Annotated in this window: 13 protein-coding genes; 9 read left to right on the top strand and 4 right to left on the bottom strand. The window is 70.9% G+C overall.

Annotation, left to right across the window (positions count from 1 at the left end; all coding sequences use genetic code 11):
• From FHU35_RS24045 to FHU35_RS24025, 5 genes are read left to right on the top strand one after another with little or no spacing between them, the layout of a single operon-like run.
• A complete protein-coding gene (locus tag FHU35_RS24045; protein ID WP_145743559.1) occupies positions 1-801 on the top strand; it encodes an IclR family transcriptional regulator in 801 nt (266 codons plus the stop codon).
• Positions 798-1,994, top strand: coding sequence for a CaiB/BaiF CoA transferase family protein (locus FHU35_RS24040; protein WP_145743557.1), 1,197 nt, complete (start codon positions 798-800; stop codon positions 1,992-1,994). Before FHU35_RS24045 ends, FHU35_RS24040 begins: the two co-directional genes overlap by 4 nt.
• Before the next feature lie 58 nt (positions 1,995-2,052).
• Positions 2,053-2,931 carry an HpcH/HpaI aldolase/citrate lyase family protein gene (locus FHU35_RS24035; protein ID WP_246110536.1) on the top strand — a complete coding sequence of 293 codons (879 nt, stop codon included), beginning with the start codon at positions 2,053-2,055 and terminating at the stop codon, positions 2,929-2,931.
• Positions 2,928-3,758 carry a cyclase family protein gene (locus tag FHU35_RS24030; protein ID WP_246110535.1) on the top strand — a complete coding sequence of 277 codons (831 nt, stop codon included), beginning with the start codon at positions 2,928-2,930 and terminating at the stop codon, positions 3,756-3,758. The genes FHU35_RS24035 and FHU35_RS24030 overlap by 4 nt, the downstream gene beginning before the upstream one ends.
• Positions 3,755-5,170, top strand: a complete 1,416-nt coding sequence (locus FHU35_RS24025; RefSeq protein WP_145743555.1) for an MmgE/PrpD family protein — start codon at positions 3,755-3,757, stop codon at positions 5,168-5,170. Before FHU35_RS24030 ends, FHU35_RS24025 begins: the two co-directional genes overlap by 4 nt.
• Positions 5,171-5,340: 170 nt before the next feature.
• Here FHU35_RS24025 and FHU35_RS24020 read toward each other — a convergent pair whose 3' ends face one another.
• Positions 5,341-5,958, bottom strand: a complete 618-nt coding sequence (locus FHU35_RS24020) for a mycothiol-dependent nitroreductase Rv2466c family protein (protein ID WP_145743553.1) — start codon at positions 5,956-5,958, stop codon at positions 5,341-5,343.
• A gap of 220 nt (positions 5,959-6,178) precedes the next feature.
• On the opposite strand from FHU35_RS24020, the gene pepN reads away from it, so the two are divergent.
• Positions 6,179-8,752, top strand: a complete 2,574-nt coding sequence (pepN, locus tag FHU35_RS24015; protein WP_145743551.1) for an aminopeptidase N — start codon at positions 6,179-6,181, stop codon at positions 8,750-8,752.
• Between the two features lie 131 nt (positions 8,753-8,883).
• Here pepN and FHU35_RS24010 read toward each other — a convergent pair whose 3' ends face one another.
• Both FHU35_RS24010 and ctaJ read right to left on the bottom strand, forming a co-directional pair.
• Positions 8,884-9,384: a DUF5130 family protein gene (locus tag FHU35_RS24010; protein WP_145743548.1), complete on the bottom strand. Its 501-nt coding sequence runs from the start codon at positions 9,382-9,384 to the stop codon at positions 8,884-8,886.
• On the bottom strand, positions 9,371-9,631 hold the full coding sequence (gene ctaJ, locus FHU35_RS24005; RefSeq protein WP_145743546.1) for an aa3-type cytochrome oxidase subunit CtaJ: 261 nt from the start codon (positions 9,629-9,631) through the stop codon (positions 9,371-9,373). Before ctaJ ends, FHU35_RS24010 begins: the two co-directional genes overlap by 14 nt.
• 400 nt (positions 9,632-10,031) lie before the next feature.
• On the opposite strand from ctaJ, the gene FHU35_RS24000 reads away from it, so the two are divergent.
• Positions 10,032-10,502, top strand: a complete 471-nt coding sequence (locus tag FHU35_RS24000) for a hypothetical protein (protein WP_145743544.1) — start codon at positions 10,032-10,034, stop codon at positions 10,500-10,502.
• A 33-nt stretch (positions 10,503-10,535) separates the two neighbouring features.
• Here FHU35_RS24000 and FHU35_RS23995 read toward each other — a convergent pair whose 3' ends face one another.
• A complete protein-coding gene (locus FHU35_RS23995; protein ID WP_246110534.1) occupies positions 10,536-11,183 on the bottom strand; it encodes an HNH endonuclease in 648 nt (215 codons plus the stop codon).
• 279 nt (positions 11,184-11,462) lie between these two features.
• On the opposite strand from FHU35_RS23995, the gene FHU35_RS23990 reads away from it, so the two are divergent.
• Together FHU35_RS23990 and FHU35_RS23985 are read left to right on the top strand one after the other, a co-directional pair.
• The gene (locus FHU35_RS23990) at positions 11,463-13,571 is read left to right on the top strand and encodes a prolyl oligopeptidase family serine peptidase (protein ID WP_145743542.1); all 2,109 of its coding nucleotides are present in this window, start codon (positions 11,463-11,465) and stop codon (positions 13,569-13,571) included.
• 137 nt (positions 13,572-13,708) lie between these two features.
• A complete protein-coding gene (locus FHU35_RS23985; protein WP_145743540.1) occupies positions 13,709-14,692 on the top strand; it encodes a mechanosensitive ion channel family protein in 984 nt (327 codons plus the stop codon).
• The last annotated feature ends 5 nt before the right edge of the window (positions 14,693-14,697 follow it).

The raw sequence follows: 14,697 nt of genomic DNA, 5'->3' as shown, positions 1-14,697 counted from the left end.
GTGGCGGAATCGACGGGGACCGGGGCGACCGAACGGGTGGCCGACGTCCTGCTGTTGTTCACCTACGGGCCGCCGACGCTCGGCGTGAGCCGGGTGTCGCGCGAGCTCGACCTGTCCAAGGCGGTCGTGCACCGCATCCTGCAGTCGCTGTCCAGCCGGAACCTCATCGCCTACGACCCCGACAGCCGCGAGTACCGGCTCGGGCCCGCCGCTGCCGCGCTGGGCAGTCGTGCGCTGCGCGATTCGGACCTGCGGGCGGCGGCCCTGCCCTACCTGGCCGAGCTGCGGGATCGGCTGCACGAGACCGTCACGATCAGCGCGAAGGTCCACGGCGGACGCGTCTACCTCGACCAGGTCGTCGGCAACCACGAGATCACCATGTCGGTGGAGCTCGGCAGGCGGTTCCCGCTGCACGCCGGCTCGTCCGGCAAGTGCATGCTCGCCCACTCCGACCCCGACGAGGTCGACCGGATGCTCGCGGGCGAGCTCACCGCGCTCACCCCGGCCACCCCCACCGACCCCGAGGCGCTGCGCGCCGAGCTCGTCGAGATCCGCGACCGCGGCTACGCGGCCTCGGCAGGCGAGCGCCAGGGCGACGCCGGTTCCGTGGCCGTGCCGGTGTTCGGGCCCGGCGGCCTGGTCGGCGCGGTCTCGGTGTGCGGACCGCGATTCCGCGTCACCGAGGAGTTCGTCGACGCCACCGCCCCGGAGCTGATCGAGACCGCCGACCGGATCACCGCTCAGCTCGGCGGCACCGCACCCGCGCGCGCCGTCCCCACCTCCACCGGAAGGACGACATGAGCCACGACCACCCGGCTGCGCTGGAGGGGTTGAAGGTCCTCGACGCCTCCACCCTGTTCGCCGGCCCGCTGGCCGCGACCTTGCTCGGCGACCAGGGCGCCGACGTCATCAAGATCGAGCACCCGCGAGGCGACCCGGCCCGCACCCACGGAGCGCAGAAGGACGGCGTCGGGCTCTGGTGGAAGATGCTGGCGCGCAACAAGCGAGCGATCACGCTGGTGCTGTCCACCCCTCGGGGACGGGAGCTGTTCCTCGACCTCGCCGCCGACGCCGATGTGGTGATCGAGAACTTCCGCCCCGGAACGCTGGAGCGCTGGGGGCTGGGCTGGGACGAGCTCTCCGCCCGCAACCCGCGCCTGGTCCTGGCGCGGGTCACCGGCTTCGGCCAGACCGGGCCCTACGCCAGCCGTCCCGGCTTCGGGACGCTGGCCGAGGCGATGAGCGGGTTCGCCGCCATGACCGGTGAACCCGACGGTCCTCCCACGCTGCCGCCGTTCGGACTCGCCGACGGCGTTGCCGCGCTGACCACGGCGTTCGGCATCATGACCGCGCTGCGCGCCCGCGAGACCACGGGTCGCGGGCAGGTGCTGGACACCGCGATCATCGAGCCGCTGCTGCACCTGCTCGGCCCCGGCCTGATCGCCTACGACCAGCTCGGCGTCCTGCAGCCGCGCACCGGCAACCGCTCGACCAACAACGCCCCGCGCAACACCTACCGCTGCGCCGACGGCCAGTGGGTGGCCGTGTCCACCAGCGCGCACTCCATCGCCGAGCGGGTGATGCGGCTGGTCGGAGCCCCCGAGCTGATCGACGAACCGTGGTTCGCCAGCGGAGCGACCCGCGCCGAGCACGTCGAGGAGCTCGACGCCGCCGTCGGGTCCTGGATCGCCGCCCGCGACCGAGACGAGGTCGTGGAGGCCTTCGAGAAGGCCGAAGCCGCGGTCGCGCCGATCTACACCGCCGCCGACGTGCTCGCGGATCCGCACTTCAACGCGCTGGGCAGCATCGTGACGATCGACGACGACGAGCTCGGCCCGGTCCGCTTCCAGAACACCCCGTTCCGGCTGTCGGAGACCCCCGGATCGGTGCGCACCACCGGCCCCCGGCTGGGAGCGCACACCGCCGAGGTCATGGGCGAGCTCGGCGTCGACGCCGAGGAGCTGCACCGGCTCCGGGAGCAGGGGGTCGTGTGACACCCGGCCGCCGGCAACCGGACGCGACCGCCGACGAGCGCGGAGAGGCGGACTGCCCGTGACCACCATCGGCCTGGCCCGCAGCTGGCTCTACGCACCCGGCCACCGCGCGGACCTCGTGCGCAAGGCGCTCGACGGGCCCGCCGACGCGGTCGTGGTGGACCTGGAGGACGCGGTGCCTCCCGCGCACAAGGAGCAGGCGAGGGAAGTCGCTCGTGCGACGTGCGAGTCCCGGCCCGGTGAGGTCTGGGTCCGCATCAACGGTGCGGACACCGGTTGGGCCGACGGCGACGCGTCCGAACTGGCGAGCAGCGGAGCGGCCGGCCTGCGCGTCCCCAAGGCGGAAGACCCCGCGACCGTGGTCGCGATCGCCGAGCGGACCGGCCTCCCGCTGCACCTGCTGATCGAGAGCGCCCGCGGTCTGCGGCAGGTCTTCGAGCTCGCCGAGTGCCACCCGCTGGTCGTCGGCGTCTCGCCCGGCGAGACCGATCTGGCCGCCGACCTGCGGATCCGCGATCGCCGCGAGCTGGCGTGGGGCCGCGCCCGGATCGTCACCGCCAACCGCGCGGCCGGACTGCCCAGCCCGATCGCGAGCGTCTGGACGGACCTGTCCGACACCGCCGGGCTCGCTGAGGACAGCACCGCGCTGCGCGGCGCGGGGTTCTTCGGCCGCTCGGTGATCCACCCGGCGCAGATCGAACCGGTCCACCGCGCCTTCACCCCGGACCGCGACGAGGTCGAGCAGGCCCGCGCCCTGCTCGGCTCCCTCGACGTCGCGGGCGACTCCTCGGCGTGGGTCGACGACCGGGGCCGCTTCGTCGACCCGGCCGTCGTCGCCGGTGCCCGCTGGGTCACCGAACTCGCCGACGCGCTCGACGACACCCCTGACGATCACGACGAACCGGCCGGAGCCAGGCCGGGAAGGAGCACTTCGTGACCAGCCCCACCGCCGCAGGCCCCGACCTGCTCGCCGCAGTCCGCGCCGGGACGCGGGTGATCGAGCTCGGCCACCCGCTCTACACCGGGATGGCGGGCTCGCCGAACCACCCCGGGTTCCGGATGACCCTGGAACGCAGGCACGGCGACGCGGTCCGCCCCGACGGCGGGTCGGCGTCCAACGAGGTCATCGTCACCGGCGGGCACACCGGCACCCACGTCGACGCGCTCGCCCACGTCAGCCACGAAGGCCTGCTGCACGGCGGCGTCGACGCCGCCGAGGCCCAGCGCGGCGGAAAGCACTCGGTGCACGGCGCCGAGTCCATCCCCCCGATGGTCACTCGGGGCGTGTTCCTCGACGTCGCCGCAGCGCGCGGCGTGGACGTGCTCGAACCCGGCTACGGCGTGACGGCCGAGGACCTGGAACGGGCCGCCGAGCGAGCCGGAGCGGAACCCGGACCGGGCGATGTGGCCGTGGTACGGACCGGCTGGGGCAGGCTGTTCGGCGATCCGCAGGCCTACGTCGGCAAGGAGACCGGCGTCCCCGGCATGACGGTGGAGGGAGCGCACTGGCTGGCCGAGCGGGGCATCGTCGCGACCGGCACCGACACCACCGCCTACGAGCAGATCCCGGCGGGAGCCGGGCACCGCGTGCTGCCGGTCCACCGGGTGCTGCTGGTCGACAACGGCATCCACATCGTCGAGCACATGGCGTGCGAGGACGCCGCCGAAGCGGGGCTCGGCGAATTCCTCGCCGTGTTCGCGCCGCTGCGCGTCGTCGGCGCCACCGGAGCTCCGGTCCGCCCGCTGGCGGTGATCCCGGCATGACGACTCCCGCGCAGCGGATCGGCGAGGTCGGTGCCCGGCTGGCCACCGACGGCGTCGCCGACCACCTCGCCGACGACCTGGTCCGGCGGATCGTCGACGTCGTCGGCAACTCGCTGGCCGCCACCCGCGAGGAACCCGCCCGGATCGCCGGAGCGGTGGCCACCGAGTGGTCCGGCACTCCCGAGTCGACCGGGATCGGCCTGGCACAACGGGTTCCGGCGCCCTCGGCGGCACTGGTCAACGGCACCCTCGCGCACAGCCTGGACTTCGACGACACGCACCTGCCCTCGGTGCTGCACCCGTCGGCGGCGGTGGTCCCCGCGGCCCTGGCCACGGCCGAGCGCACCGGTGCCGGTGGCCGGTCGCTGCTGGCCGCAGCGGCGATGGGCATCGAGGTGACCTGCCGCCTGGGCATGGCCGGCTACGACGAGGAGCTGGGCAACTCGGTGTTCTTCGAGCACGGCCAGCACGCGACCGCGATCTGCGGCGCGGTCGGCGCTGCCGTCGCCTCCGGCATGCTGCAGGGGCTCGACGCCGAACGGCTGACCTCGGTCATCGGCATCGCCGCGAGCATGGGAGCCGGCGTCATCGAGGCCAACCGCACCGGCGGCACCATCAAGCGGGTGCACTGCGGCTGGGCCGCGCACGCAGGTGTGGCCGCCGCCGACCTGGCCCGGCACGGCCTGACCGGGCCGCCGACGGTGATCGAGGGCCGGTTCGGGTTCCTGCGCGCGTTCTGCGGTGAGCGCGTGCACCCGGAACGGGTCACCGACGGCCTCGGCGAGGACTGGGAAACGCCCGGGGTGTTCTTCAAGCCCTACCCGTGCAACCACTTCACGCACGCCGGGGTGGACGCGGCGCTGCGGATGCGCGAGCGCGGGGTGACCGCCGACCAGGTCCGCGAGCTGGTGCTCGGGGTGCCCGCGCCGGTCCTGCGCACGATCGCCGAGCCCGCGGAGGAGAAGCGGCATCCCCGCTCCGGGTATCACGCGGCGTTCTCCGGGCCCTACACCGTGGCCGCTGCGCTGCTCGGCGGCGGCGGGCTGGGCGTGTTCCACGAGGACTTCACCGACGCCGCCGCGGCCGACCCGCGCCGGCTGGAGCTCGCCCAGCGGGTGCGCGTGGTCGCCGACGACGAGGCGACCGCCGGGTTCCCGCGCCAGTTCCCCGCCGTGCTCACCGCCGAGCTCAACGACGGCACCTCGGTGACCGAGCGGATCCGGGAGAACCGGGGAGGGCCGCAACGCCCGCTGTCGGCCGACGAGCTCGCCGCCAAGTTCACCGGCAACGCCGAGCGGGCCGTGGGACGGGACCGAGCGGCGGGCATCGTCGCCTCGTTGTGGGACCTGCGCGACGACCGCCCGGTCGCCGAGGTGATGTCCGGACTGCAGCGAGCCGCGCAACCGGCGTGAGCCCTCGTGCCGCCCGCGAGGCCGAAGTCGTCGTCGAACGACTTCGGCCTCTGTGGACGGTCGTGAACTGTGATGACCGGGAAAAACCGACAGCGCAGGCATTTCCGCAGGTCATGGCGGTCATTCGGGAAAATTGTGGGAACAGTCGGAATTTTCCCACCACCCGCGCATCAGTAGTCGAACTGCGGGTTCTCGGTGCGGCTGCGCTTGAGCTCGAAGAAGTACGGGTAGCTGGCCATGGCGACCGCGCCGTCGAAGATCTTCGCGGCCTCCTCCCCCTTGGGGACGCGGGTGATCACCGGACCGAAGAAGGCGACGCCGTCGACGTGCAGGGTGGGCGTTCCCACCTCGTCGCCGACCGGGTCCATCCCCGCGTGGTGGCTGGCGCGCAGCTCCTCGTCGTACTCGGTGCTGGTGGCCGCATCGGCGAGCTCGGCGGGCAGGCCGACCTCGGCCAGCGACTCCGCGATGACCTGCGTGAAGTCCTTGTTCGCGCGGTCGTGCAGGCGGGTGCCCATAGCCGTGTACAGCGGCTCCAGGACCTCCTCGCCGTGGTGCTTGGCGGCGGCGATGCAGACCCGCACCGGGCCCCACGCCTTCGCCATCAGCTCCTGGTACTCCTCGGGGAGATCGCGGCCGGAGTTCAGCACGGCCAGGCTCATCACCCGGAAGTGCAGGTCGATGTCGCGGACCTTGGCCACCTCGAGGATCCAGCGCGACGACACCCAGGCGAACGGGCACGCCGGGTCGAAGTAGAAGTCCACCCGTGGGCGGGCAGCCGTGGTCATCCGTGCCTCCAGCAGTCGGTCTTCCCTGGTGCCCGGTTCCGAACACCCCATCTTCGAGTAGTAACGAGCACGAGGCCGTTTGTCTTCCCGACAGTGCCGACACGCCGACGATCACGGTGGTGCACGCCCGGGAGCGCGAGCCCGCCCGGACGTGATTTGATGCCTGCGCCGGGCATCCGAACCGGCCGTGATCCGTCCCCTACGAACTACGAGGTGATCCGTGGCACCGCCGAACCTCACCCGCGAACAGGCCGAGCAGCGCGCCGCGCTGCTGGAGGTCCAGTCCTATGTGGTCGAACTGGATCTGTCCGCCGGCGCGGGCGGTGTGGAAGTGGAGACGTTCGGTTCCACGACCACGGTTCGCTTCCGAAGCAACCAGACCGGCGCCGACACCTGGATCGACCTGATGGCCGACAAGGTGCACGGCGCGGTGCTCAACGGTGTCGAGCTCGACGTCTCCGACTACGACGAGTCCACCGGAATCCGCCTGCCCGGTCTGGCCGCCGAGAACGAACTCGTGGTGCGCGCCGACTGCTCCTACACCAACACCGGTGAAGGCCTGCACCGCTTCATCGACCCCGTCGACGGCGCTGTCTACCTCTACAGCCAGTTCGAGACCGCCGACGCGAAGCGGATGTTCACCTGCTTCGACCAGCCCGACCTGAAGGCGACCTACCAGATCACGGTGGACGCACCGGCCACCTGGAAGGTCATCTCCAACGCGGCGGGCCAGGTCACCGACACCGCCCAGGGCAAGCGCCACACCTTCGACACCACCCGGCCGATGTCCACCTACCTGGTGGCGCTGGTGGCCGGCCCCTACGCCGAGTGGCGCGACACCTTCCCCGGCGAGGACGGTCAGGACGAGATCCCGCTGGGCATCTACTGCCGCGCCTCGCTGTCCGAGCACCTCGACGCGGAGCGCCTGTTCACCGAGACCAAGCAGGGATTCGGCTTCTACCACAAGGCGTTCGGCGTTCCCTACCCGTTCGGCAAGTACGACCAGTGCTTCGTGCCGGAGTTCAACGCGGGTGCCATGGAGAACGCGGGCTGCGTGACCTTCCTCGAGGACTACGTGTTCCGGTCGAAGGTCACCAGCTACCTCTACGAGCGTCGCGCCGAGACCGTGCTGCACGAGATGGCGCACATGTGGTTCGGCGACCTGGTCACCATGCGGTGGTGGAACGACCTGTGGCTCAACGAGTCCTTCGCGACCTGGGCCAGCGTGCTCGCGCAGGTCGGCGCCACCGAGTACGACGCCGCGTGGACGACCTTCGCCAGCGTCGAGAAGTCCTGGGCCTACCGCCAGGACCAGCTCCCCTCCACCCACCCGGTGGCCGCGGACATCCCGGACCTGCAGGCCGTCGAGGTCAACTTCGACGGCATCACCTACGCCAAGGGCGCCTCGGTGCTCAAGCAGCTGGTGGCCTACGTCGGTCTGGAGAACTTCCTGGCCGGCCTGCGGGTCTACTTCGACCGGCACGCGTGGAGCAACGCCACCCTCGACGACCTGCTCAAGGCGCTCGAGGAGGCCTCCGGCCGCGACCTGTCCTGGTGGAGCGCGCAGTGGCTGGAGACCACGGGCCTGAACATGCTGCGCCCACGCTTCAGCACCGACGACGAGGGCCGCTTCACCCAGTTCTCGGTGGTGCAGAGCGGCGCACGCCCGGGTGCCGGTGAGCACCGCACCCACCGCCTGGCGATCGGCGTCTACGACGACGAGGACGGCAAGCTGGTGCGCAAGCACCGCGTCGAGCTCGACGTCACCGGCGAGGTCACCGAGGTCCCGGACCTGGTCGGCGTGCACCGGGGCAAGCTGGTGCTGGTCAACGACGACGACCTGACCTACTGCTCGCTGCGCTTCGACCCGGAGTCGCTGGCCACCCTGGTGGACCGGATCGGCCACATCGACGAGTCGCTGCCGCGCGCGCTGTGCTGGTCGACCGCCTGGGAGATGACCCGCGAGGCGGAGCTGAAGGCCCGCGACTTCGTGACCCTGGTGCTGGGCGCCTCGGCGGAGAGCGGCATCGGCGCGGAGAGCCAGATCGGCGTGGTGCAGCGGGTTCTGCTGCAGACGCAGACCGCACTCGCCTCCTACGCCGACCCGTCCTGGCAGCCGGAGGGCTGGAAGCGGTTCAGCTCGCGGCTGTTCGAGCTGGCGCGGGCCGCCGAGCCGGGCTCCGACCACCAGCTCGCGTTCGTCAACTCGCTGACCGGTTCGGTGCTGTCCGACGAGCAGGTCGACGAGCTGCGCGGCTGGCTGGACGGCTCGGCTCCGCTCGAGGGCCTGACCGTCGACACGGACCTGCGCTGGGGCCTGCTGCAGGCCCTGGTCGCGCACGGTGCGGCGGGTGAAGCGGAGATCGACGCGGAGCTGGAGTCCGACCAGACCGCGACCGGCCGCCGCCGCGCCGAGCGGGCCCGCTCCCTCATCCCCACCACGGGGGCGAAGGAGAAGGCCTGGCAGCGCGCGGTCCACGACGACCAGCTCCCGAACGCGGTCAGCGACGCGATCATCGCCGGTTTCCAGCACCCGGCCCAGCGCGAGCTGCTCGCGCCGTACGTGCAGCGGTACTTCGAATCGATCGACGAGGTCTGGCAGCGCCGCTCCAGCGAGCGGGCTCAGCCAACGGTGATCGGGCTGTTCCCGTCCTGGGCGGTCACCGACGAGACCGTCGCCGCCGCCGACGCGTGGCTGGCCGGTGAGCGGCCCGCCGCACTGCGGCGACTGGTCTCCGAGGGCCGCGCGGGCATCGTCCGCGCTCTCGCAGCCAGGGGCTTCGACCGCTCCTGACCAGCGCGTGAGATCGCTCCCGCGACCCGGTCGCGGGAGCGATCACCGCCCTCCGCGCATCGTCGTCAGAGGCGCCTGGAGACGCGAAACCGCCCCGGTCCTCATGGGCCGGGGCGGTTTCGCGCTGCGGGTCAGTGGTGGTCGGAGTGCTTCTTGAAGGACGTGCCCGCGGCATCGGCCAGCATGCGCACAGCGCCGACGAGACCGTCGATGAGCTCGTCCTCCTTGAAGGAGGCGACCATGCTCATGGCGGCCAGCTGACAGCTGCGGTCCGGGATGCGGCGGAAGGCCTCTTCGCCGGTCACGATCTCGAACTTGCGCTGTCCCGGGGACACCGCGATCAGCACGCCGTCCGGCGCCTGCGAGCCGAGGTTGGCGTGCAGCTCCTCGGCCTGCTTGCGGGTGTCCTCGCCGAGGTCGCCGAGGTAGACGGCGAACTCGAGGCCGGTGCTGCGGCTCGCCACCGCCATCGCCTCGTCCAGCTGGGACAGCTCGCCGGTGCTGAAGGGCAGCCGCGGGCGCTCCGGCTCGACGCGCCTCGCAACGGAAATGCGGCCGGTCGGCATCCGCGCCTCGCCGGTGCCCAGCTGGCCGGCCTCTGCGGGCTGACCCGTGATCTCACCAGGTGCCACGTGCGCCTCCCCGAGCCGTGACGGGCCGTGCGTCGTCCGGCACGACCTCTCCTTCGCCGTCCGCTGCCGGTACCGCGGCGTTCACTCCCTGCGGGTTGGCAGACCAGAAGACCGGGGCGAAATCCCAGTCCTCCCCGGCGCGGTAGCGCGCACGGGACAGCCTGGGCCACATCGCGATGAGCACGATCACGCCAAAGATGGTCGCTGGGATCACCGCCAGGACCAGCACACTCTCCACGACAGTCACGCCCAGTACGGTAGCCGATGACCAAGGCCTCGTGTGTGCCCACTCGCACGTGCTTTGACCTAGATTTCGAGCCCTCCGCCGTGGATCACCCGGCACTTCGCCCGCAGTGACGAGTTCGCTGGCGCGGCACGACCAGCTCGGCGTTCATGATCACCCGTCAAGCGGAATCCGGATACTTCGCGTATTCGCACAACCCCACTTCACTTGTGATGCGCATCACCTATAGTAACTCGTTCAGGGGAATGTCGGCACCCAAACGGAGTCGGCCCGGACGGGGGCATTGCGCGGCGGGTTGGCGGCTTGTTCCGAGCGGTTTCTGATCATAGTTTTTCACCTGTATGGGTCTTGCATATTTGATCACATGCGCCGGACAGCACCCTATGTATGCGGGAGGCACACAATGACGATCATCGACGCCGCCACTCAGCCCAACGCACTCACCCTTCCGATGATCGGCCAGCCACTCGCTGATCACGGAGCGCGAATCAGCAATCGGCGCGATGGCGTCCGGATCAGCGGCCTCGACGACGGCGTCCGCATCAGCGGGAACTCTCGCGGTGTCCGCATCAGCGGGAAGCGCGATGGCGTCCGCATCAGCGGCTTGGACGACGGCGTCCGCATCAGCAGCAAGTCCCGTGGGGTCCGCATCAGCGGGAAACGCGATGGCGTCCGCATCAGCGGCTTGGACGACGGCGTCCGCATCAGCGGCCAGTCCCGCGGCGTCCGCATCAGCGGCCTCGATGACGGTGTCCGCATCAGCGGGAAGTCCCGTGGCGTGCGGATCAGTGGCCAGTCCCGCGGTGTGCGGATCAGCGGCCTCGACGACGGTGTCCGGATCAGCGGGCGCGACCGCGGTGTGCGGATCAGCTGATGCGCACCGGCGCGGACGCGCCCGCTGACGAGATCAGGCGGCCGACTCGCCCAGGTACGGCAACCAGAGTGGGTCGGTCTCGGACAGACCGGCCAGCAATCGCCAGTGCCGGCCTCGCGGTGCCTGCGGGGCGAACGGCAGCCGCCAGCCGAGCTCGCTCAGCGTCTTGTCGGCCTTGCGGTGGTTGCACTTCGTGCAGCAGGCGACGCAGTTCTCCCAAGTGTGCGGCCCACCGCGACTGCGCGGGAGAACATGATCTATCGTTTCCGCTCGTGCGCCGCAGTAGACGCACCGGTGACTGTCCCGGAGCATCAACGCGGCCCGGGTCAGCGGAACCCGGCCGCGGTACGGCACGCGCACGAAGTTGCTCAGCCTGATCACCGACGGGATCTCGAGCTCGGCGCTCGCCGAGTGCAGGGTCATCCCGGCGGAGTCGCCGTGGACGACCTCGGCCTTGCCGCAGACGACCATCACGATGGCGCGTCGCAGCGGGAGGGCTGTGAGCGGCTCGAAGGTCGTGTTGAGCAGGAGGACCCGACGTTTGCGCCACGAGGTGGCGTGCCCGGGAGGCCGATCCGTGTGCGCTGCCCCGGAGCCTCGGCTCGTCGGGCACAACGGGGCCCGCGACGCGAGGCCTGCGGCCTTCAGCGCCGGTTGTCGGATCGGTTGTCGGTCTGGCACGCGACCACCTCCACCGGTGTCGGCCAAAGTTCAGCACAGAACCTGGTCCGAACGCACGTGTGATTCGCCACGTCACGCCGAAGACGACGATCCACGACCTGTTTCCGCAGGTGAGCGGTGCCGCTAGGCGGTCACCGCCGACACGTCTCATCGTTCCGGCGCTGCGGTCACCATTGTCGATCAAGCGAGCCGAAAACGGTTGATCACGTCGGGTGAATCAGGTCCGCACGGCACTCAGACCCTCTCCAACGCCCCGCGCGTGCACGTATCGTCGCGATCGTGACCGACGTTCGAAGCCCCTTGAGCTATCCCGCCACCGCTCGCGAAGAGATCGTGGAGACCTTGCACGGCCGCGAGGTGGCCGACCCGTACCGGTGGCTGGAGGACGCCTCCGCGCCGAGCACCGAGGCGTGGTCGGCGGCTCAGGACGAGCTCGCCCGCACCTGGCTGAGCTCGCTCCCCGGCCGGGAGCCGGTGACCGGGCGGCTGCGCTCGCTGCTGGCCGCGGGCGCTGTCGGCGCTCCGCTCTGGCGGGCCGGGCGGGCCTTCTTCACCCGCCGCGAGCCGGGCCAGGAGTTCGGCGTGCTCCACGTGCGCGAGGCCGACGGGACCGAGCGCGTGCTGCTGGACGTCACCGAGCTCGATCCGTCGGGACTGACGACGCTGGACAGCTGGGTGCCGAACCTGGAGGGCGACCGGCTGGCCTACCAGGTTTCGATGGGCGGCGATGAGGAGTCGCTGCTGCACGTCATGGACGTGGCCACCGGCGAGCTCGTCGAGGGGCCGATCGACCGCTGCCGCTACTCGACGATCTCCTGGCTGCCCGGCGGCCAGGAGTACTTCTACGTCCGCCGGCTGTCGCCGGAGCTGGTGCCCGAGGGCGAGGAGCAGTTCCACCGCCGGGTGTGGCGCCACCGCGTGGGCACCGATCCCGAGCAGGACGTGCTGGTGCACGGCACGGGCCTGGACCACACCTTCTACTACGGCACCCACGTCTCCCGGGACGGTCGCTGGCTGATCATCGAGGGCAGCATGGGCACCGCGCGCCGCGACTCGGTGTGGATCGCGGACCTCTCCGAGGGCGACGAGGTCCCGGACCTGCGGCAGATCGTGGACACCACCGACGGCTACCGGGTCGGCGCGTGGGTGGAGCGCGACGGCCGGATGTACGTGATGACCACCAAGGACGCGCCGCGCTGGCGGCTGTGCGTGGCGGACCCGAGCGCTCCGGAACCGGAGAACTGGACCGAGCTGATCGCCGAGGACCCCGATTCGGTGCTGGAGGCGGTCCGCTACTTCGACGGCGAAGCACCGCGTCTGATCGTGCTCCGGACCAGGCACGCGGTCTCCGAGCTGACCCTGCACGACCCGGCCACGGGCGCCCGCACCGCTGACGTAGCACTGCCCGGGACCGGCCAGGTCACCGCGCTGACGACGGTCGACTCGGCGACCGAGCGGCACCGCGATCGGCTGTGGATCGGCTGGACCGACTTCGCGACACCGCCGTGCGTGCACGCCTACGACCGCTCCACCGGGGCGGTGGAGCTGGACACGAGCGCCCCGGGAGCCGTCGAGCTGCCCGAGGTCCACACCCGGCAGGTCACCTACAGGTCGGCCGATGGCACCGAGGTGCGGATGTTCGTGCTGGCGCCGGTCGCCGAGCCGGACCGGCCGCGCCCGGTGTTCCTGACCGGCTACGGCGGTTTCTCGCTCTCCCGCGAACCCGGTTACATGCCCTCGGCGCTGACCTGGGTGGCCGCCGGTGGCGTGTGGGCGCTGCCTGCGCTGCGCGGCGGTGGTGAGGAGGGCGAGGAGTGGCACGTCGACGGCATGCGGGAGCGCAAGCAGCACACGTTCGACGACTTCCACGCCGCCGCCGAGCACTTGATCGACCAGGGCTGGACGACCTCGGACCAGCTGGCGATCTCCGGCGGTTCCAACGGGGGCCTGCTGGTGGGTGCCGCGCTCACGCAGCGGCCAGAGCTGTACCGGGCGGTGGTCTGCTCGGCTCCGCTGCTGGACATGGTGCGCTACGAGCGATTCCTGCTCGGCCGGACCTGGAACGACGAGTACGGCACGGCCGACGACCCGGAGGAGCTGGGCTGGCTGCTGTCGTATTCGCCGTATCACAACGTGACGGAGCACACGGCGTACCCGTCGGTGCTGTTCACGGTCTTCGAGTCCGATTCACGCGTGGACCCCAACCACGCGCGCAAGATGTGCGCGGAGCTGCAGCACGCCACTAGCTCGGACCCGGACAAACGTCCTATTCTGATCCGTCGTGAGACCGAGGTGGGGCATGCCGCCCGCTCCGTGTCACGTACCGTGGGGCTGACGACCGACCAGCTCACCTTCCTCGCGGAGGCGACCGGTCTCGCTCTGGACTGAGCCCCGAACTCGGTTCTGGCGTACCGGTTCTCGATCGTCGTGCGCCGCGGGGCGCGCACGAAGTTCGGACCGGTCGGTCCCTCGCCGCCTCACGGCGAACCCCGACGATCGACAGCACGTGGAGAACCCCCGTACCCATGAACCTGCCGCTCTTATCCCAGCCGCCGACGTGCGACCCGACCGAGCGCTGGTGCCAGGCGGTCTTCGACTGGACCCAGAACGCGTGGCTGGCTTCCTACGCCGACCTGCTCATCGCCAAGCCGTTGCAGATCGTGCTGGTGCTGGTCATCGCCTTCTTGGTGCGATGGCTGCTGCACCGCACGATCAACCGCCTGACCCGCGGCAACGGCAAACCGCCGAAGCTGCTCTCGCCGCTGCGCGAGCGCCGCGGTGACAGCCTCACCTCCGAGCTGCTCTCCGAGCGGCGCAGGCAGCGCGCCAAGACCATCGGCTCGGTGCTGAAGTCGCTCACCTCGTTCGTGATCTTCGGCCTGGCCGTCATATACATCTTGCAGATCCTGGGCGTGCAGATCGCCCCGGTGCTGGCTTCGGCCGGTGTGCTGGGCGTGGCGGTCGCCTTCGGTGCCCAGAACCTGGTGCGGGACTTCCTGTCCGGGATGTTCATGATGGTCGAGGACCAGTACGGCGTCGGTGACGTCGTGGACCTGGGCGAGGCCTCCGGTTCGGTCGAGGCGGTGGGCCTGCGGGTCACGACGCTGCGCGACATCAACGGCACCGTCTGGTACGTCCGCAACGGCGAGATCCTGCGCGTGGGCAACTCGTCTCAGGGATTCGCCGTCGCGGTCGTGGACTTCCCGATCTCGCACAACTCGGACGTGCAGAAGGCCATCGAGGTCGCGGGCAAGGTCGCCACCGACGCCACCTCCCGGGAGCCCCTGTCCAAGGACGTCCTGGAGCCTCCGGAAATGCTGGGCGTCGACCAGATCACCTCGGACACGGTCACCCTGCGCCTGACGGTGAAGGTCAGGCCCGGGCGCCAGTGGGCGGTCCAGCGCAGACTCCGCGTGGACGTCAAGCGCGCCTACGACGACTCGGCCATCGAACCCCCGTACCCCAACGGCCGCCCCCTACCCCCCAGCACGATTTCCACGACGAGCTGACCAGC

Source organism: Saccharopolyspora dendranthemae, assembly GCF_007829955.1.
In the GTDB taxonomy this organism is placed as follows: Bacteria; Actinomycetota; Actinomycetes; order Mycobacteriales; family Pseudonocardiaceae; genus Saccharopolyspora; species Saccharopolyspora dendranthemae.
This window is presented reverse-complemented; position numbering and strand designations above follow the sequence as displayed.